The 18,993-nt window shown below is 63.8% G+C and carries 21 protein-coding genes and 2 tRNA genes; 12 read left to right on the forward strand and 11 right to left on the reverse strand.

Annotated features, from left to right (window positions below; all coding sequences use genetic code 11):
* Window positions 1–39 precede the first annotated feature (39 nt).
* Entirely contained in the window at window positions 40–1,827 is a 1,788-nt protein-coding gene (locus AC1C2Q_RS17540; RefSeq protein ID WP_495428750.1) for a DEAD/DEAH box helicase, read from the reverse strand.
* Between the two features lie 49 nt (window positions 1,828–1,876).
* Window positions 1,877–3,577 carry a long-chain-fatty-acid--CoA ligase gene (locus AC1C2Q_RS17545; RefSeq protein ID WP_495428751.1) on the reverse strand — a complete coding sequence of 567 codons (1,701 nt, stop codon included), beginning with the start codon at window positions 3,575–3,577 and terminating at the stop codon, window positions 1,877–1,879.
* Between the two features lie 67 nt (window positions 3,578–3,644).
* Between AC1C2Q_RS17545 and gatC the strand changes: the two genes are divergently transcribed.
* From gatC to AC1C2Q_RS17580, 7 genes are all read left to right on the forward strand, one after another.
* Window positions 3,645–3,944, forward strand: a complete 300-nt coding sequence (gatC, locus tag AC1C2Q_RS17550) for an Asp-tRNA(Asn)/Glu-tRNA(Gln) amidotransferase subunit GatC (RefSeq protein ID WP_495428752.1) — start codon at window positions 3,645–3,647, stop codon at window positions 3,942–3,944.
* Window positions 3,941–5,458 (forward strand): Asp-tRNA(Asn)/Glu-tRNA(Gln) amidotransferase subunit GatA, encoded by a 1,518-nt coding sequence (gene gatA / locus AC1C2Q_RS17555; protein ID WP_495451181.1) that lies wholly within the window; start codon window positions 3,941–3,943, stop codon window positions 5,456–5,458. The genes gatC and gatA overlap by 4 nt, the downstream gene beginning before the upstream one ends.
* Window positions 5,458–6,987 (forward strand): Asp-tRNA(Asn)/Glu-tRNA(Gln) amidotransferase subunit GatB, encoded by a 1,530-nt coding sequence (gene gatB, locus AC1C2Q_RS17560; RefSeq protein WP_495451183.1) that lies wholly within the window; start codon window positions 5,458–5,460, stop codon window positions 6,985–6,987. The genes gatA and gatB overlap by 1 nt, the downstream gene beginning before the upstream one ends.
* Window positions 6,988–7,150: 163 nt before the next feature.
* Window positions 7,151–8,407 carry a DNA polymerase IV gene (gene dinB, locus AC1C2Q_RS17565; protein ID WP_495428756.1) on the forward strand — a complete coding sequence of 419 codons (1,257 nt, stop codon included), beginning with the start codon at window positions 7,151–7,153 and terminating at the stop codon, window positions 8,405–8,407.
* Window positions 8,408–8,461: 54 nt separating this feature from the next.
* Complete coding sequence (locus tag AC1C2Q_RS17570) at window positions 8,462–8,803, forward strand: hypothetical protein (RefSeq protein ID WP_495428758.1); 342 nt, start codon at window positions 8,462–8,464, stop codon at window positions 8,801–8,803.
* Complete coding sequence (locus tag AC1C2Q_RS17575) at window positions 8,787–9,368, forward strand: nucleoside/nucleotide kinase family protein (protein WP_495451184.1); 582 nt, start codon at window positions 8,787–8,789, stop codon at window positions 9,366–9,368. The genes AC1C2Q_RS17570 and AC1C2Q_RS17575 overlap by 17 nt, the downstream gene beginning before the upstream one ends.
* A gap of 28 nt (window positions 9,369–9,396) precedes the next feature.
* Window positions 9,397–10,284, forward strand: coding sequence for a hypothetical protein (locus tag AC1C2Q_RS17580; RefSeq protein WP_495451185.1), 888 nt, complete (start codon window positions 9,397–9,399; stop codon window positions 10,282–10,284).
* An 18-nt stretch (window positions 10,285–10,302) separates the two neighbouring features.
* Here the strand turns inward: AC1C2Q_RS17580 and AC1C2Q_RS17585 are convergent, their stop codons facing one another.
* The 8 genes from AC1C2Q_RS17585 to AC1C2Q_RS17620 form a co-directional block, all read right to left on the reverse strand.
* Window positions 10,303–10,803, reverse strand: a complete 501-nt coding sequence (locus AC1C2Q_RS17585) for a DUF2017 family protein (RefSeq protein WP_495451186.1) — start codon at window positions 10,801–10,803, stop codon at window positions 10,303–10,305.
* Entirely contained in the window at window positions 10,803–11,096 is a 294-nt protein-coding gene (clpS, locus tag AC1C2Q_RS17590) for an ATP-dependent Clp protease adapter ClpS (RefSeq protein ID WP_495451187.1), read from the reverse strand. The genes AC1C2Q_RS17585 and clpS overlap by 1 nt, the downstream gene beginning before the upstream one ends.
* Entirely contained in the window at window positions 11,093–11,440 is a 348-nt protein-coding gene (locus AC1C2Q_RS17595) for a metallopeptidase family protein (RefSeq protein WP_495431642.1), read from the reverse strand. The genes clpS and AC1C2Q_RS17595 overlap by 4 nt, the downstream gene beginning before the upstream one ends.
* 28 nt (window positions 11,441–11,468) lie before the next feature.
* Window positions 11,469–12,098 carry a LysE family translocator gene (locus AC1C2Q_RS17600; RefSeq protein WP_495428764.1) on the reverse strand — a complete coding sequence of 210 codons (630 nt, stop codon included), beginning with the start codon at window positions 12,096–12,098 and terminating at the stop codon, window positions 11,469–11,471.
* 97 nt (window positions 12,099–12,195) lie between these two features.
* A tRNA-His gene (locus AC1C2Q_RS17605) sits at window positions 12,196–12,271 on the reverse strand.
* A 36-nt stretch (window positions 12,272–12,307) separates the two neighbouring features.
* On the reverse strand, window positions 12,308–12,934 hold the full coding sequence (orn, locus tag AC1C2Q_RS17610) for an oligoribonuclease (RefSeq protein WP_495451189.1): 627 nt from the start codon (window positions 12,932–12,934) through the stop codon (window positions 12,308–12,310).
* Window positions 12,935–12,970: 36 nt separating this feature from the next.
* Window positions 12,971–13,045 (reverse strand) — tRNA-Arg (locus AC1C2Q_RS17615).
* A 339-nt stretch (window positions 13,046–13,384) separates the two neighbouring features.
* Window positions 13,385–13,654 (reverse strand): hypothetical protein, encoded by a 270-nt coding sequence (locus AC1C2Q_RS17620; protein WP_495428775.1) that lies wholly within the window; start codon window positions 13,652–13,654, stop codon window positions 13,385–13,387.
* Between the two features lie 196 nt (window positions 13,655–13,850).
* On the opposite strand from AC1C2Q_RS17620, the gene AC1C2Q_RS17625 reads away from it, so the two are divergent.
* The 4 genes from AC1C2Q_RS17625 to AC1C2Q_RS17640 all read left to right on the forward strand — a co-directional run bounded on the left by AC1C2Q_RS17625 (window position 13,851) and on the right by AC1C2Q_RS17640 (window position 17,369).
* Window positions 13,851–14,402, forward strand: a complete 552-nt coding sequence (locus AC1C2Q_RS17625) for a single-stranded DNA-binding protein (RefSeq protein WP_495451190.1) — start codon at window positions 13,851–13,853, stop codon at window positions 14,400–14,402.
* A gap of 98 nt (window positions 14,403–14,500) precedes the next feature.
* Window positions 14,501–14,998, forward strand: a complete 498-nt coding sequence (locus AC1C2Q_RS17630) for a DUF6993 domain-containing protein (protein ID WP_495451192.1) — start codon at window positions 14,501–14,503, stop codon at window positions 14,996–14,998.
* Window positions 14,999–15,178: 180 nt separating this feature from the next.
* Window positions 15,179–16,858, forward strand: a complete 1,680-nt coding sequence (gene ettA, locus AC1C2Q_RS17635; protein ID WP_495428778.1) for an energy-dependent translational throttle protein EttA — start codon at window positions 15,179–15,181, stop codon at window positions 16,856–16,858.
* Window positions 16,851–17,369, forward strand: coding sequence for an acyl-CoA thioesterase (locus AC1C2Q_RS17640; RefSeq protein WP_495451193.1), 519 nt, complete (start codon window positions 16,851–16,853; stop codon window positions 17,367–17,369). The genes ettA and AC1C2Q_RS17640 overlap by 8 nt, the downstream gene beginning before the upstream one ends.
* 21 nt (window positions 17,370–17,390) lie before the next feature.
* On the opposite strand, the gene AC1C2Q_RS17645 is transcribed toward AC1C2Q_RS17640, so the two are convergent.
* Window positions 17,391–18,278, reverse strand: coding sequence for an acyl-CoA thioesterase (locus AC1C2Q_RS17645; RefSeq protein WP_495451194.1), 888 nt, complete (start codon window positions 18,276–18,278; stop codon window positions 17,391–17,393).
* A 47-nt stretch (window positions 18,279–18,325) separates the two neighbouring features.
* On the opposite strand from AC1C2Q_RS17645, the gene AC1C2Q_RS17650 reads away from it, so the two are divergent.
* Entirely contained in the window at window positions 18,326–18,991 is a 666-nt protein-coding gene (locus AC1C2Q_RS17650; RefSeq protein ID WP_495451195.1) for a DUF8185 domain-containing protein, read from the forward strand.
* Window positions 18,992–18,993 lie beyond the last annotated feature (2 nt).

An 18,993-nucleotide genomic window follows, 5' to 3' on the forward strand; every position in this document is an offset into this window, starting at 1 on the left:
CGAAGTCGTGCACGCCGCGGTTTTGCGTAGTTGGTGTGATCAGTCCTTGTGGCGCGGCTTGCGCGCATCGTAGGACGGACGATCCCGGCGCTCGTAGCCGCCACCGGTGTCGCGACGGCTGGGAACCCCACGGTCAGCCTTGATCTCGATCAGGCGACCCGAGATCCGGGTGTCCTTGAGCTTGTTGAGCACCGACGGGTCGAGGTTCGACGGCAACTCGACGATGGTGAAGTCAGGCTTGATGTTGATTGCGCCGAAGTCGTCGCGACCCAGCCCGCCTTCGTTCGCCAGCGCGCCGACGATCTGGCGCGGTTCCACCTTGTGACGGCGCCCGACCTCGATGCGGTAGGCCGCGTAGTCACCGCGCCCACGGCGCTCGCGCGGCTCGCGAGCAGGACGGTCAGAACGATCCGAGTCCCGACGCGGGCGGTTGTCGCGCTCGACGGCAGCGGTCAGTGGGTCGTTCGCAGGATCCAGCAGCAGCGGGGTCTTGCCCTGAGCGACGACCGCGAGGGCTGCGGCGACGTCGCCCTCGGGCACATCGTGATTGCGCACGTAGTGCGCGACGATGTCGCGGAACGCCTCAATACGGGCGGTCTCCGCGAGCGCAGCGGTGATGCCATCGTCGAAGCGCGCGAGACGAGTGGTGTTGACGTCTTCCGTGCTCGGCAGCGTCATCTGCACCGGGGCCTGACGGGTCGCCTTCTCGATGCTCTTGAGCAGGTAACGCTCGCGCGGTGTGATGAAGCTGATCGCATCGCCGGTGCGACCTGCGCGGCCCGTACGACCGATGCGGTGCACATAAGACTCGGTGTCGGTGGGGATGTCGTAGTTCACGACGTGGCTGATGCGCTCGACGTCGAGACCACGCGCGGCGACATCGGTCGCAACGAGGATGTCGAGCTTGCCATCCTTGAGTTGGTTGATGCTGCGCTCGCGCTGCACCTGTGCCACGTCACCGTTGATAGCGGCGGCGGAGTATCCGCGAGCACGCAATTTCTCAGCAAGCGTCTCGGTCTCGTTCTTCGTGCGGACGAAGACGATCATTCCATCGAAGTTCTCGACCTCGAGGATGCGCGTGAGCGCATCGACCTTCTGCTGGTACGAGACGACGAGGTACCGCTGTGTGATATTCGTGCTCGACGCGGTCTTCGACTTGATCGTGATCTCTTCAGCATCCTGCAGATACTTCTGAGCGAGGCGGCGGATCTGCGGCGGCATGGTCGCAGAGAACAGTGCAACCTGCTTCTCGGCAGGCGTCTGAGCAAGGATCTGCTCGACGTCCTCGGCGAAGCCCATCTTCAGCATCTCGTCGGCCTCGTCGAGAACGAGGTACTTCAGCTCAGAGAGGTCAAGGGTGCCCTTGGCGAGGTGATCCATGATGCGGCCGGGAGTACCGACGATCACGTGCACGCCGCGGCGCAGCGCCGACAGCTGCACGCCGTAGCCCTGTCCGCCGTAAACGGGCAGCACGTGCACGCCCTTCATCTTGGACGCGTAGGACTCGAAGGCCTCACAGACCTGGAGCGCGAGCTCACGGGTCGGGGCCAGGACGAGAGCCTGGGGGATCTTCTGCGACACGTCGAGACGCTCCAGCACAGGAAGTGCGAAAGCCGCAGTCTTGCCGGTTCCGGTCTGCGCCATGCCGACGACATCGCGTCCGCCAAGGAGGGTCGGGATTGTCGCCGCCTGGATGGGCGAAGGGGTCTCATAGCCAAGGCCGCGGATAGCCGCGAGGACGGGGCCGGTGATGCCTAGTTCCTCGAATCCGGGGGTCGTGGGGGATTCGTCGGTGGGCTCGCTCAGCGCTGCATCTTCAGGGGTCACTTCCTAAAGGTAGCGCCCCGAGATGCCGCTTGTCTGTGAAGACGCGCTCTCAGGCGCTGGTTGTGAGCGAGACGAGCTTTTCCTTCACCTGTCGACGCAGCACTTTCCCGATGATCGACTTGGGCAATTCGTCGACGACGAAGATCCGACGCGGCACCTTGTAGGGGGTCAGGATGCTCCGCGCAAACGCTCTGATCGACTCCTCATCGAGCTGTGCGCCCGCGTCGAGGACGATCGCGGCGACGACTTCTTCACCGGAGTGATCACTGTGCAATCCGACCACAGCGGCATCCGCGACCGACGGATGCTGGCGTAGCGCATTCTCGACTTCGGTGGGTGCGACGTTGAAGCCACCCGTGATGATGAGTTCCTTGATGCGATCGACGATCCGGATGAAACCGGCCTCATCGATCGCCACGATGTCGCCGGTGCGGTACCAGCCGTCGACGAACGCTTCCTCTGTCGCTTCCGGTTTGCCGTAGTAGCCGGAGAACACCTGCGGGCCACGAACAACGAGCTCACCGGGAGATCCGGGCTCGACATCCTGAGTGGGGTCGTCTGGATCGACAACACGGCACTCGGTGCCGGGCAGCGGCAAGCCGATTGTTCCCGGAACGCGGTTGTCAGCGACGGGGTTCGCCGTCAGCACGGGGGAGCACTCGCTGAGTCCGTACCCCTCGACGAGGAAACCTCCGGAGGCCGATTCGAAGGGCACAACGAGCTCGTGAGGGAGAGCCATCGCGCCGGAGATCGCGACGTCGATGCCCTGAAGTGAGACGCCCTTCGCCTCGGCGGCGGCCAGCAGACGTTCGGCGATCGGGGGAACCAACGGCAGGAAGGTCGCTGGATGCTTCTTTACGACGTCGAGCACCATGTCTGGATCGAACTTCGGGAACAACACCAGACGCGCACCCATCGACATCGCGAATGTCAGGCAGAGAGTGAGGCCGTAGGCGTGGAACATGGGGAGCACCGCATAGACGACGCAGCCGCGCCCGCGCTGTATCGACGGAACCCAAGCCTGGGCCTGCGCGGCGTTCGAGAGCAGATTGCGGTGGGTGAGAGATGCGCCCTTGGGGTTTCCTGTCGTGCCAGAGGTGTACTGGATGATCGCGAGATCGTCGGTGGCGGGCTTCGGATGCGAGGCGGGCAGCGGCGCAGAACCGACGAGTTGCTCCCACTCGATCGCGCCGCGCACCTTCTCGGTGAGAGCCGCGCGAGACTCGCGGGCCTTCGCGATCGGCAGCTTCAGCGCGACGCGCGTGAAGAATGGCATCGCCTTGGTGATGTCGACGGTGATCAGGTTCGTCATCGCGAGGTCAGCAGGGAATTCCTGCACGGTCTTCACGACCTTGCTCCACACGATGGCGTGCTTCGCACCGTGGTCTTCAAACTGTTTGCGCAATTCGCGGGGAGTGTAGAGCGGGTTGTGCTCGACGACGACGGCGCCCAGGCGCAGTACTGCGTAGAAGGCGATGATGTGCTGCGGGCAGTTCGGCAGCACGATCGCGACCGGATCGCCGGCCCGGATGCCAAGATCCCGCAGGCCCGTCGCCGCGCGGTCGATGGCTTCCTGCATCCGCGCGTACGTCGTCTCCTGGCCGAAGAACTGCAGTGCGGCAGCGTCCGGATAATCGCGCGCGGACGCCGCGACGATATCGATGAGTGAGCCATCAACGGGACCGAGGTCTTCCGGAACTCCCTCGGCGTAGCTGGCGACCCAGGGGCGAGGGGGATCGAACGTGGTCATGCCGAACAGCATATTGGGCTGGCACGTGCCGCGCGGCGGATCCGACGCGGCGAACTAGACTGGCGTGGTGTCTGAAATCACCCCTGAGCTCGTGCGCCATCTCGGCGTGCTCGCGCGTATCCAGCTGAACGACGACGAGGTGACGCGGCTCACGGGCCAGCTCGACGCCATCGTCGACAACATCGCGAAGGTGTCGGAGGTTGCGACCCCCGACGTGGCGGCCACAAGCCACCCGATCCCGCTTGCGAACGTCTTCCGACCCGACGTGGTCGGCGAGACGCTCACGCATGAGCAGGTGCTGCAGAATGCACCGGATGCCGCGGACGGCCGTTTCCGCGTGAGCGCGATCCTGGGAGAAGAGCAGTGAGCGACATCATCCGCTGGACCGCCGCTGAACTAGGAGACAAGCTCGCCGCCGGCGAGGTCTCCAGCCGCGAGGCCACTCAGGCACACCTCGACCGGATCGCCGCTGTTGACGGCGACGTCCACGCGTTCCTGCACGTGAACGAGGGTGCGCTGGCTGCAGCTGACGCCGTTGATGCACGGCGTGCCGCAGGCGAGAAGCTCGGCCCGCTCGCCGGTGTTCCGCTCGCGATCAAGGACGTCCTGGTCACCACCGACCAGCCCACCACGAGCGGTTCGAAGATTCTCGAGGGCTACATGTCGCCCTACGACGCGACTGTGGTCGCCCGTTCGCGCGCTGCTGGCCTCGTTCCGTTGGGCAAGACCAACATGGACGAGTTCGCGATGGGCTCCTCTACCGAGCACTCCGCGTACGGCCCGACGCGCAACCCGTGGGATCTGGATCGGATTCCCGGCGGCTCCGGCGGTGGTTCGGCTGCTGCTGTCGCGGCATTCGAAGCGCCGCTCGCGCTCGGCTCAGACACTGGTGGCTCGATTCGTCAGCCCGCGCACGTGACCGGCACGGTCGGACTGAAGCCGACCTACGGCGGTGTCAGTCGCTATGGTGCGATCGCGCTGGCATCGAGCCTTGACCAGGTGGGTCCTGTCACGCGGACGGTTCTCGACTCCGGGCTCCTGCACGACATTATCGGCGGGCACGACCCCAAGGATTCCACCTCGCTGACCGACGCATGGCCGTCGTTCGCGGATGCTGCACGTGAAGGCGCCCGCGGAGACGTGCTGAAGGGCCTGAAGGTCGGCGTCATCAAGGAACTTCCGGACTCAGGCTTCCAGCCCGGTGTTGCGGCATCCTTCCGCGCCTCTCTTGACCTCCTCGAGGCGAACGGCGCGGAGATCGTCGAGATCTCGACGCCGCACTTCGAGTACGGCGTCGCTGCGTACTACCTGATTCTGCCGGCCGAGGCATCCAGCAACCTGGCGAAGTTCGACTCCGTACGGTTCGGTATGCGCGTTACGCCCGAAGGCGCCGCCACCGTTGAAGACGTGATGTCTGCGACGCGTGAAGCCGGTTTCGGCGACGAGGTCAAGCGCCGGATCATTCTCGGCACGTATGCACTGTCGGCTGGGTATTACGACGCCTACTACGGCAGCGCGCAGAAGGTTCGCACGCTCATTCAGCAGGACTTCGACAACGCCTTCACTCAGGTCGACGTGATCGCCACTCCGTCGGCGCCGACCACGGCGTTCAAGATCGGCGAGCGGATCGATGACCCGCTGCAGATGTACTTGAACGACGTCACCACGATTCCGGCGAACCTTGCGGGCGTTCCGGGCATCTCGATCCCTTCGGGCCTTGCGCATGACGACGGTCTGCCCGTCGGCATCCAGTTCCTCGCACCCGCGCACGAAGATGCGCGTCTGTATCGTGTGGGCGCCGCGCTCGAAACCGCGCTCGTCGATTCGTGGGGCGCACCGCTGCTGACCCGAGCTCCCCAGCTCGCAGGAGGGAACCGCTGATGGCTGCGGCAAAGCTGATGGACTTCGACAAAGCGTTGGAACTGTTCGAGCCCGTGCTCGGGTTCGAAGTGCACGTCGAACTCAACACCAACACCAAGATGTTCTCGGATGCGCCGAACCCGGCGAACGAGAAGTATCACGCCGCAGAGCCGAACACGCTCATCGCACCGGTCGACCTGGGGCTGCCTGGTTCGCTGCCGGTGGTCAACGCGACGGCGATCCGCTCGTCGATCAGCCTTGGCCTCGCGCTCGGTTGCTCGATCGCAGAGTCCAGCCGGTTCGCGCGAAAGAATTACTTCTACCCCGACCTCGGCAAGAACTACCAGATCTCGCAGTACGACGAACCGATCGCGTACGAGGGATCCGTTGTGGTCGAGCTCGAGGACGGCACGCTCGTCACGATTCCGATCGAGCGCGCGCACATGGAAGAGGATGCCGGAAAGCTCACCCACATGGGCGGCGCTACCGGACGCATCCAGGGTGCTGAGTATTCGCTCGTCGACTACAACCGTGCCGGTGTCCCGCTGGTCGAGATCGTCACGAACATCATCTACGGCACGGAACACCGCGCACCCGAGGTCGCGAAGGCATACGTCTCCACGATCCGTGACATCGTGCGCAGCCTCGGAATCTCGGAGGCGCGCCTGGAACGAGGCAACCTGCGCTGCGACGCGAACGTCTCGCTGCGTCCGCGCGTCGCAGAGGGCGAGGAACCGGCACCGCTGGGTACCCGTACCGAGACGAAGAACGTGAACTCCATGCGCTCGGTTGAGCGCGCCGTCCGTCACGAGATTCAGCGCCAGGCGCAGATTCTCGCCGACGGTGGCACGATCACTCAGGAGACGCGCCACTGGCACGAGGACACCAGCACCACCTCGCCCGGTCGTCCGAAGTCAGATGCAGACGACTACCGGTACTTCCCCGAGCCCGACCTGCTGCCGGTGCAGCCTGCGGCCGAGCTGATCGAAGAACTGCGCGCAACGCTTCCTGAGCAGCCTGTCGCACGTCGTCGCCGCTTGAAGGCGGAGTGGAACTTCACAGACCTAGAGTTCCAGGACGTCCGCAACGGCGCCTTGATCGACGAGGTCGAGGCGACTATCGCCGCAGGTGCGACGCCGGCCGCCGCACGAAAGTGGTGGACGGGCGAGATCTCTCGTCTCGCGAACACCCAGGACAAGGATGCCGCTGGCCTCATCACGCCGGAGAACGTCGCTGCCCTGCAGAAACTCATCGACGAGGGAATCCTCACCGACAAGTTGGCCCGGCAGGTGCTTGAGGGCGTCATCGCCGGCGAAGGCACGCCGCAGCAGGTCGTCGACACTCGTGGCCTCGCTGTCGTCTCGGATGACGGGGCGTTGATCGCTGCGATCGACGAGGCACTGGCCTCGCAGCCAGACGTGCTCGCCAAGATCAAGGACGGCAAGGTCCAGGCCGCTGGCGCCGTCATCGGTGCGGTCATGAAGGCGATGAAGGGTCAGGCAGACGCCGCCCGCGTGCGCGAACTCGTCTTGGAGCGCGCAGCGCAGTAGCCCCGCAGGTAGTGCCGCGGCATCCGTAGCGGAGGAATTCACCCGTTCGGGAGGATCGGATCTTGGGATCTGCTCCTCCCGATCGTGCGTTCTTCTCCCGAATGGAAGACCGGATGCCGGGGCCGGGCGAGCGAATGTCAGTACCCTCGGCAAGAATGGAATCATGGGGCGTGGTGACGGACGGGGCAGGCTCGTCTCTCCCGACGGAGCAGACGACACTGGCACGCGCATCCTGCACGTCGATATGGATGCGTTCTACGCGGCCGTCGAGGTGCTTGATGATCCGTCGCTCCGCGGACTCCCGCTGATCATCGGTGCACCGGACGGGCGTTCCGTCGTGTCCAGCGCATCCTACGAGGCACGCCAGTACGGCATACGTGCGGCGATGCCGGTCAGTCAGGCGATACGCCTGTGCCCGAGTGCAAAGATCGTCATGCCGCATTTCGACCGCTATCAGGCGATCTCACGTCAGGTGATGGCGGTCTTCGAATCGATCACGCCGCTGGTCGAGCCGCTGTCGGTGGATGAGGCGTTCCTCGATGTGCAGGGCGTGCGGCGACTGTGGGGGAGTCCAGGCGAGATCGCCCGGCTTGTTCGTCAGCGCGTGCAAGCCGAGGTTGGGATCACCTGCAGCGTGGGGGTTGCCGCCACCAAGCATGTCGCGAAGATGGCGTCGACGATCTCGAAGCCTGACGGGCTATTGATTGTCGCGGCCGCTGACACCCTCGACTTTCTCTCACCACGCTCGGTTCGAACAATGTGGGGTGTCGGCCCGAAGGCCGCAGAGTCGCTTGAAGCCCGGGGCATTCGCACCATAGGCGACATCCGTGAGTCCCCGCCGGAGATGCTCGATCGTGCCGTCGGCCCTGCGCTCGGTGGTCGTCTGGTTCTGCTTTCTCGCGGTCAGGATGCACGTGCGGTCGAGACAGAACGAGTCGAGAAGAGCATCGGACATGAGGAGACCTTCGACGTTGACCTCACGGATCGAGAATTCCTGCGCGCCGAACTCCTGCGACTTGCTGATCGCGTGGCTGTCCGGCTGCGGCGCGCGGACTGGGAATGCGCGACGGTCGCCATCAAGGTGCGCTTCGACGACTTCACCACGTTGAGCCGTTCGCAGACTCTCGCAGAGCCGACTTCGGTCGGCCAGCGCATCGGCGAGGCGGCGCAGACACTGTACGAATCCATCGACCGTCGCGACCCGGTGCGGCTCATCGGCGTGCGTGCTGAGAAGCTGCGACCGGCAGGCGGTGCGGCTTTCGCGCTTTGGGATGAGGACGAGCATTGGCGAAAGGTCGAAGGCGCGCTGGACGACGCGCGCGCACGCTTCGGCAATGCCACGATCACTCGCGCCAGACATGTCGGTCGCGGCGACGGTCGCGGCGCCGCACGGCATCCCAAAGCACACGGGCTCGAGTGAGGCTCACGGCGGATTGATCTGCACGGGCGGCCAATCCTGGGATAGCGTGGAACCATGCCCAACATCGCAGTGGAACTCGGAAATCAGGCCGCCTCGTTCGGGGTAAAGAGCGCTTACGGCGAGCCGCAGGATGTCGACGGCGTCAGCATCACTCCTGTCGCCCTGACGATGTCGGGATACGGAGGCGGTTCGGGTGGCGCTGGCGAGGGTGAAGGAGCCGGCAACGGCGAAGGTGGTGCAGGCGGAGGAATCTCCATTCCCCTCGGCGTATATGTCCGTCGCGAAGAAGGCCTGCGCTTCGAGCCGAATCTGGTGACGCTGCTCGCTGTCGGGATCCCGTTCGTCTGGGTCGCAGGCAGAGCGCTCGCACGCGTGATCCGTGCACTCAAGAAGTAACGACCCCGTCGCGCAGGTTCTGCAGCACGCTGCGGCAGCCATTCTCGACGCCGTCGTCGCCGTCGCCGCATCGAACCCCGTCGTTTTGATCGACGGTAGAGCCGGCGCGGGCAAGTCCACACTGGCGCGTATGGTGGCAGCGAACTGGCCCCTTGCCGGCCGTCCGCAGCTCATCGCTCTGGACTCGTTGTACCCCGGCTGGGACGGACTCGACGCTGGCGTTGAACGTGCGCTGCATGACATTCTTCGCCCGCACGCCAGGGGACTGCTGAGCACCTGGCGCCGATGGGACTGGGAGTTGGAGACCGATGCGGAAGCGCAGGCAGTGACACCCGCTCTCGGCGTGATCCTCGAAGGCTGCGGTGCGCTGAATCCTGCTACGGCGCGCATCGCCGACGTGCGCGTGTGGGTGGAATCGCCAGAGGCGCCTCGAAAGCGCCGCGCGTTCGAGCGTGACGGAGAGGGGTTCCGTCCGCATTGGGATCGCTGGGCGGTGCAGGAGCAGCGCCACATCGAACGCGACGATCCTCGGGCTCTCGCCGATATCACCATCACCGTCCCGTAGCGATCGCTACGCGCTTTAGGGTGGATGGGTGAACACCTCTCTTCCTGACCTCGGACTGCTGCTAGACGTCGACGGCCCGATCGCGAGCCCTATCACCCGGTCGATCAGCATCCCTCAGATCATCACGGACCTCGTCGCGTTGACTGCCGCTGGCGTGCCGATCGCGTTCATCACCGGTCGATCCTCAGAGTTCATCCGCGATCAGGTCATGACGCCGCTGTTCGCCGCCGGACTCGCTGACGCCCTCGATCTGCCGACGTCGCGCATGTTCGGGGTCTTCGAGAAGGGCGGAACGTGGGCTGAGGTCAGTTCCGCGGGCATGGGGGAGGTCGTGATCGACCGCGACGTGGCATTCCCGGATGCGGCGATCGACAGCATCCGCTCACTTGTGGCCGAGCGATTCAGCGACACGATGTTCTTCGACGAAACGAAGCGCGCCATGATCTCGGTGGAGCAGCGCACCGACGTCTCCGCCGCGGCGTATCGCTCCGCGCAAGGGCCGTTTCAGGATGCCGCGTTCGCACTGCTCACAGCCATGGGCCTCGGGCTGCGTTACGGTTCGCTGGAGCATGCGGATGCCATTGGTGACGTGCCGTTCCGTATCGATCCGACGATCATTTCCACGGATATCGAGTCGGTGCGACTAGACAAAGACACGGGTGCACAGCGCGCGCTGGAGCACTTCTCAGCCGGGGGCGATCTCCCGCGCACGTGGCGCACTGTCGGAGACTCTCGCAGTGACTACAAGATGGCTGACCAACTGCATGCGGACGGCTTCGACGTGGCCCACGTGGACGTGCGCCCGGCAGACGGCATCCTGGATCGCCCATACGAGATCGTCACACTGGGGGATCTCATTCACGACGAGGCCGGAGCAGCGTTGCTCGCGCACTGGCGGGACAAGCTCGGGGCCTGAACAGCTCGTCGGCTCGTCTCAGATCAGCTCGTCCGCCGCTTCGATGAGCGCATCCAACCGATAGCCGAGCCAGTCGTATACACCGCGCCGGGGGTCTTCCTCGTCGATGTCGTCTTCGTCGGTGATGCCGAGGCGGGCGGCGATGACGAGTCGCAGCGCCGTAAGCGTGCGCATCCACGCGTCGAGTTCGCTTTCGGGGATGATGACCTGGTGGGAAGCGAGCACTTCGTCGTCCGTGAGGTCGGAGGGGTCGCCGGCGAACGACCACAGTGAATCGCGCACCACGGCCGCGTCGGCCGAGCGGCGATCCAGAAGTTCGTCGCGGGTCACCGCAGAGAATGCCTGAGCGGCCTCAGCATCGTCCGGGTACGGATCGGGCGTGAGCCTCGCGAGCCCTGGATCATGTGGTGCGTCGCCCTTGATCTCCGTCGAGAGTAGTTCTCGGAACTCGTCCAGAAGGTTCACCAGGTGCGTTCCCTCGATGAGTGAGAGGGGGACCAGCAGCGCCTCTTCGCTCATTACGGCACCTTTCGTACGGTGGCCCAGAGACCGTAATCGTGCATGGCTTGGGCATGAACTTCCATGGTCTCGCGCGGCCCAGTCGCCACGATCGCATGTCCGTCGTGGTGCACGCCGAGCATGAGTTCGGTGGCTCGATCCGTCGAGTATCCGAAGTAAGTGCGGAAGACGCGAACCACGTAGCTCATCAGGTTGACGGGGTCATTCCAGACGACGACCTGCCAGGGTTCGAGAGGAGCGGCCTGCAGATCTGTGACTTCGTCGAGGTCGGGTACTGCTACCGGGATGCTCATGCCCACCCCATTTCGTGAAGTTGGTCGTCATCGATGCCATAGAAGTGTGCGATCTCGTGCACCAGAGTCGTATGCACTTCGTCGCGCAGTTCTTCTTCGTCATCGCATTGCGCGAGATGTGGTTCGCGAAACACCACAATGCGGTCTGGCAGCTCGCCCATGCCGTACTGCCCGCGTTCGGTCAGTGCCAGACCATCGTAGATGCCCAGGATGCCGAGGGAACCATCGTCCGGACGGTCCTCAACGACGAAGACGACGTTGTCGAGTCCGTCGACCATCTCATCGGGCAGTTGATCGAGCTCGTCGATGACGAGTTCCTCAAAAGCCTTGGCATCCATCTCCATCACTGTTCAGCCTATTGCCCCGGCGGCGTCAGTGGATGAATAGCAGTAGCGCTGCCACGGCAAGGAAGAGGGTGCCGAAGACGATGTTGAGAACGCGCTGGCCGCGCGCAGTGCGGGTGACACGTTGGAACGGTTTCGCCGCCGTCGCGAAGAATCCCCACATCACAATGATGTCGACGAGTACGACGGTGATCACCAAGATCAGGTACTGCGGGAGCGCCGGCTGATCCACACGGATGAACTGCGGGATGAACGCGAGGAAGAAGACGATCGCCTTGGGGTTGAGCAGGTTCACCCAGAAGCCGCGCCGCATCATCGACCAGCGGCTCTCCGGTAGGCGTGGCGTGTTCTCATCGTCATCGGTGACTGGGGTCACGCGAGCGAAGATCAGCCGCAGACCGAGATACGCGAGGTAGGCGGATCCCGCGTAGCGGATGATGTCGAACAGTAGGGGAGAGCTAGCGACGATCAGCCCGACGCCGGCCGCGACGATGATCACGTGCACGATGAGAGCCAATTGCTGGCCGATGACTCCCCAGATGGATCGTCGCCAGCCTTCGGCAAGCGAGTTCGACATCGTGTTGATGGCGCCAGCTCCCGGAGTGAAACTGATGATTACGGATGCCGTGAGCAGGGAGAGCCAGACCGTCAGAGTCACGTGTCAATTCTAGGGCGCTGGCGCGTTGGGGCTGGCAGGGTCGACCGAGCTATCAGAAACGCAGAATGCCCGAGCCTTTCGACCCGGGCATTCGTATTGGGGTGGCTAACGGGGCTTGAACCCGCGACCCCCGCGACCACAACGCGGTGCTCTACCAACTGAGCTATAGCCACCATGTGCCCGCCGAAACAGGCAACTAGACGATTGTATTACACGTCCGAGGTGAACGACGACACGGTGCGCTCAGAGATCGCTCGAGCCTCGTCGCTGGTCGGTCCTGGGTCGGCCACGAAGACCGCTTCGCGGTAGTACTGCAGTTCACGGATCGACTCCAGAATGTCTGCGAGAGCCCGGTGACCGCCGTTCTTCTCCGGCGCCTGGAAGAACACGCGCGGGTACCAGCGCCGTGAGAGTTCTTTGATGCTCGACACATCGACGTTTCGGTAGTGCAGCCAGTTGTCGATCTGGGGCATGTACTTCGCGAGGAACATGCGATCGGTGCCGATCGTGTTGCCGGCCAGGGGAGCTTTACGCTCGAGAGGCACGAATTTCTTGATGTAGGCGAGAGTCTGCGCCTCGGCATCCGCCAGGGAGATGCCGTGAGGTATTTCTTCGATCAGACCGGACGTCTCGTGCATCTTGGTGACGAAGTCATTCATGTTCGCCAACGCGGAGTCGTTCGGTTTGATGACCACCTGGAACCCCGGGTCGAGCGGGCGCAGTTCGAAGTCAGTGATGACGACCGCGATCTCGACGAGCTCATCCGTAGCGAGATCCAGACCGGTCATCTCGCAGTCGATCCAAACAAGTCGATCGTTGTCAGACGCAGATACCATGCCCTCATTCTACTGAGGGCATGGACATTGCAGGTTTGGTCCCCCAGGCACGATTCGAACGTGCGACCGGCGACTTAGAAGATCGATGCTCTTCCACTGAGCTACTGGGGGTCACCATCTAGATTAGCGATACTTTTGGCGACGCTCATCTGCATTGCATCTAATCGCGCTTACGTGCGCGCCATTCTCGGGCGTAGGCGTTTCGTCGTTCGTGACAGAGCGTGCTGCCCATATCAGTCGCCACGAACGAGTTGACGCATTGACTGCGCGGGACACTTCAAATCTCTTCGTCGCGCCAGGCAGATGATCGAAGTCGAGCACCACAGGATCGGTCTCGCCACAATCGGTACAAGGGTGGGATGCGAGGTACTCAATCAGCTGCAAGAAGTTCTTGTGCCGGTGTATGGCTTGTAGTGCGCTGAGCTGCGCCCCCGTGCTCGGCACGCTCCATCACCCGTTGCGCAGAGCCTGCACGGCGTCGTCTGGTCGCCAGAACTCGCCGACGAGGCGGAAGGCGCCGGTGACGAGGTGCAAGCGCTCGGCGCGGTAGCGCAGTCCGAGCGGATCTGCGACCAGGCGCAGGTGGCCGAGAACCTTGCCGGCCGTGTCTTGTACACGCCAGAGGTGATCCGATGCGCGGACAAGTTGTTCACGCTGTGAAGAGAGCTGGGGCGGCGCGTATGGCACCTCGGGCAGGTGTTGAGTCAGTGTGTCGGACATCGGGTTCTCCTTTCACCTCGAACATATGACCGACCTCCGACATTTCGCAGGCGTGCGGGGGCAACGTCCTTTCCTCCACTGATCAGCAAATTGGATGGGTTCTCCACCGAACGCGCCTTTCCGGCCTCGCGCTGGCGGCCGCAGAGCGCACTCTGATGTGATCCGGGCGCGTCCCGGGCACACAGAGGAGACAGAAATGAATGACACCGTGACGATCCTTGGCCGCGTGGGCGCAGACCCGAACCGGATCGCGACGAGCACCGGGGATTCCATCGTGAAGTTTCGTGTCGCCAGCCCGCAGAGCAGGTACGACTCGAAGTCGCAAACATGGATCGACACCGGCACCAACTGGTACACAGTCTCGGCATTTCGCCAGCTCGCTGATCACGCAAAGGCCTCGCTTCGTCAGGGCGACGGCGTGATCGTCACCGGAAAGCTCAAGCTCCGCGAGTGGGAGAGCGGCGGGCGAAAGGGGATGAGCGCAGACATCGACGCCGAGGCGATCGGGCACGACCTGCGATGGGGCGCGAGCGCCTACATCAAAGCCAACAGCGCTGCGTCCGCTTCGCGGCCGGTGCTGAGCGAGAGCGGCATCACGCCGGTCGAAAGCCCCGTCGAGAACGAGTTGGATGAGGCCGAGCTGGATGAAGCCGAGCTGGATGACGCCGATGATTCGGCAGCGGAGGAGTCGGAAAGCGAAGAGCCCGAAATGGCGCTGTCGAGCCAGTCATGGGCGTCGAGCCAATGAAGTCGAGCCGATGAACTCGTCGTGAAGATCCGGTCTGCCTAGCGCCGCATGAGCGTCGCCTGGGAGGGGCTGACGGGGTGCGCCCGTAGGATCGGAGCGTGCCTCGTCGATTCCCCACAGCCCGCCGTCGCTCCGTCGTCGTCACAACGATGTTGCTGGTAGGGCTCGCGTTGACCGCGTGTACATCTGAGCCTGCGCCAGAACCAGAGGCCACTGCGAGCAGTGCTCCCGGCGCCACCGCGTCGCCCACGCCCGAGGGCCCTGCTTTTCACATCGATGGCACGGCCGAAGACAACCTGCCGATCTTTACGGCGATTGTCGAACAGGTCGGTGCGTCGCCGGAGAACACCTCTGGGCGCGTGTATATCGACGCTCTAGTGGCAGCAGGGTTTGACCGTGCCGGCATGCAGGTGACTCAGGACACGACAACAGTGGGTAATCCCGCCGAGAGTCTGCAGTTCTCGGTGCGCTGGGGCGACGACCTCTGCCTCATCGGACAGGTCGGTCCGTCGACCGGTGCGCCTGTCACCGCGATCATGGATCAGCTTGCTGAGGGACGCTGCCTGATTGGCAACACCCGCTCGATCGACTGGTGAAATACCGGTAGTTACCGGCGAGCGAGGAGCCTAGCTACGCGGCCGAGATCGTCGCTGCGGCCTGCTCGAATGATCAGGTGGGTGCTGCGCCGTTCCCGGGTAGGCTGGACGGAGACTTTCGTGCCGTGTCGGCGGCACGACGTGGGATCCGATTTTGACCAGTAAGGGCGTTTAAACGGTATGGCTGAATACATCTACTCGATGGTTCGTGCACGTAAGGCAGTGGGCGAGAAGCTCATCCTTGACGACGTGACGATGTCCTTCCTCCCCGGGGCGAAGATCGGTATGGTCGGCCCGAACGGCGCCGGTAAGTCAACGATCCTCAAGATCATGGCTGGCCTCGACAACCCGTCAAACGGTGAAGCGAAGCTTTCGCCGGGATTCAGTGTCGGTATCCTGCTGCAGGAGCCCGAACTCGACGAATCGAAGACGGTCCTGGAGAACATCCAGGAGGGCGTCGCGATCAAGCCGAAGCTCGACCGCTTCAACGAGATCTCCGCGCTGATGGCTGACCCGGATGCTGACTTCGACACGCTCCTCGCTGAGATGGGTGTGCTGCAGGAAGAGATCGATGCCGCTGACGGCTGGGATCTTGACTCTCAGCTTGAGCAGGCCATGGACGCACTTCGCACGCCGCCAGGAGATGCTGAGATCGCTCCGCTCTCCGGTGGTGAGAAGCGTCGTGTTGCTCTCGCCAAACTGCTGTTGCAGAAGCCTGACCTCCTGCTCCTCGATGAGCCCACCAACCACCTCGACGCCGAGAGCGTGCTCTGGCTCGAGCAGCACCTGAAGGCCTACAAGGGTGCCGTCATCGCGATCACTCACGACCGGTACTTCCTCGACAACGTCGCAGAATGGATTGCTGAAGTCGACCGTGGTCGCCTGATCGGCTACGAGGGAAACTACTCGACTTACCTGGAGAAGAAGGCCGAGCGCCTCAACATCCAGGGCAAGAAGGATCAGAAGCTCGCGAAGCGACTCAAGGACGAACTCGAGTGGGTGCGCTCGAGCGCCAAGGGACGCCAGACCAAGTCGAAGGCGCGTTTGGCCCGCTACGAAGAGATGGCCACAGAGGCGGAGCGGACTCGGAGGCTTGATTTCGAGGAGATCCAGATCCCCGCTGGCCCGCGCCTCGGCAGCGTCGTGATCGAAGCGAAGAAGCTCAACAAGGGTTTCGGAGATCGCACGCTCATCGATGGCCTGAGCTTCAGCCTGCCGCCGAACGGCATCGTCGGAATCATCGGCGCCAACGGCGTTGGCAAGACCACGCTGTTCAAGACGATCGTCGGCCTCGAGTCGCTCGACAGCGGTGACCTCAAGATCGGTGAAACGGTCAAGATCAGCTACGTCGACCAGTCACGCGCGAACATCGACCCGGACAAGACGCTGTGGGAGGTCGTGTCCGACGGCCTCGACATCATGATGGTCGGCAAGATCGAGATTCCTTCTCGCGCATACGTCTCCAAGTTCGGGTTCAAGGGCCCGGACCAGCAGAAGAAGGCCGGTGTGCTCTCCGGTGGTGAGCGCAACCGTTTGAACCTGGCACTGACGCTGAAGGAGGGTGGCAACCTGCTGCTCCTCGATGAGCCCACCAACGACCTTGACGTCGAAACCCTGAGCTCGCTTGAGAACGCCCTGCTTGAGTTCCCCGGCTGCGCCGTGGTCATCACTCACGACCGGTGGTTCCTCGACCGCATCGCCACGCACATCCTCGCTTACGAGGGCACGGACGAGAATCCGGCACAGTGGCACTGGTTCGAGGGTAACTTCGAATCGTACGAGAAGAACAAGATCGAGCGTCTCGGCGCCGACGCGGCAAACCCGCACCGTTCGACTCACCGCAAGCTGACGCGTGACTGATACGCCGAGCACGGCGGGCGTTCCGACAGTGTCGGCGCCCGCCCCGCGCATCTCCATCCCGATTCAGCTTCGCTGGGGCGATCTTGACGCGTACAACCACGTCAACAACACCTCGATGCTGAAGCTCTTGGAAGAGGCGCGCGTGCGTGCCTTCTGGGCGCCCGACGAGGGCGAGGAGGCACCGCCCACCGCTGTGCTGCAGACCGGCATCGCGTCTGGCACGCTGTCGCTCATCGCGCGCCAAGAGATTGAGTACCTGGCGCCCGTGCCGTACCAGCGCCGACCGCTCGACGTGCAGCTGTGGTTCGGCAAGATCGGCGGCTCCAGCGTCGACGTCTGCTACGAGGTTTTCAACGACCCCGCGAACGAGACGCGGGTGCTGTACGCGCGCTCCACGGCCGTGCTCGTCCTTGTGAACGCCGACAGCGGACGCCCGATGCGTGTGCCCACCGCGATGCGCCAAGCATGGGCGCCGTACATCGGGAAGCCGAACACCTACGCACACCGTTGAGATCGTGGCGGGGCACCGAAGTCAGTTCGCGTCCGGCACCCGGATCATGATCTCTTGCGAGACACTGGCCGCGAGCGCACCCTCACGCGTGTAGACCCGCCCGGTGGCCAGTCCACGGCCACCGCGGGCGTTCGGTGACTCCTGCACGTAAAGCAGCCACTCGTCCACGCGCGCAGGACGATGCCACCACATCGCGTGGTCAAGACTGGCGACCTTCAGTCCTGGTGTCGCCCATGACACACCATGCGCGCGCAGGATCGACTCCTGTATCGTCATGTCGCTGAGATACGCGAGAGCGGCCCGGTGGAGCCTCTGATCATCGGGCATCGGGGCGCGTAGGCGCATCCAGACGGCTTGCCGTGGGGAACGGTCTCCCGACACGGAAATATAGACGGGCTCTTCCAGATGACGGACTTCGACCGGGCGTTCAGTCAGCATCCGGCCCATGCCGGCTCCCAACTCCGCGGCGAACCGTTCATCGGAGTCGAGCAGCTCGGGATCCGGCACGCCCTCTGGCATCGGCGCTGCATGCTCGACTCCCGGCGCTTCGTCCTGAAACGACGCGATCATGGAGAAGATCGGGACGCCATTCTGGTATGCCTGTGAACGTCGAGTCGAGAAGGATCGCCCGTCGTGGATGCGGTCGACCGCAATCGTCACTCCCCGTGTGGCATCACCTGGCCGCAGAAAGTAGCCGTGCATCGAGTGCACTGCCCGGTCTTCCGGCATCGTCCGCTCTGCCGCGATCAGCGACTGCCCGAGCACCTGGCCGCCATAGATGCGCCCGGTCGGCATGCTCTGCGACCTTCCCGTGAAGATATCTTCCGTCGTGCGAGCGTTGCTCTCGTCGAGATCCAGCACGTCGAGCAGATTATCGACGGATGCCTGAGCCTGTGCGTCTACATTCATGGCGCTCCTCCCGCGACCACCGATCGCATCGTTGATAGTTTAGAACGGTGCAACAACGCCTTGTCCTCGCCGACGCCGATACCGCTCGAGATGTCCTCACCTTCGTCGGCCGCGCTGGGCAGATCTCTGACGAGGGCGTGCGCCTGCAAGGAGCCGGTGGCATCCTCGCGCTGACCGCCGCTGCGCTGGCACCGCAGGGACTGTTCGATCAGACGCCGACCATTCTCGCGATGCGCATCGTTCGTGCCGACCCCGAACTCGAATGCGACATTGTGGTCGATGAGCTGACTGCCGACGAGGACGAGCGGATGCTCCAGCTTCCTAACACCGGGCTTTCGCCCGCCTGGGCAGGTGTGGCGCCGCCGCGTGGCGGTTGGGAGCACACCGGCACGCTGGACGCGGCAGCAGTGGCGCAGCGAGCACAGTGGGGGATCTCCGCCGTTGCGCGCGGAGCAACTCCTGGTGCAGGCGAAGATGCAGTACGTGCACTCAGAGCGGGCATCTGGGGCGAGCCGGATGATGATCTCTCTGGTCTGCCACGCGGTATGGCGTTCGCCGCGCACGCCTTCGGCTTCGTGTCCGGTGAAGAGAGCGTGGCAGTGACCACATCAGGCCGCTGGACGCGCCTGGGCTTCAGCCGCGGGCATGTGTTGACCCGTGGACCCATGGTCACCGGCCTCACCGCGGTCCGCGGAACCGGATCACGCGCGTAGCG

Source organism: Microbacterium sp. Y356, from assembly GCF_059445355.1.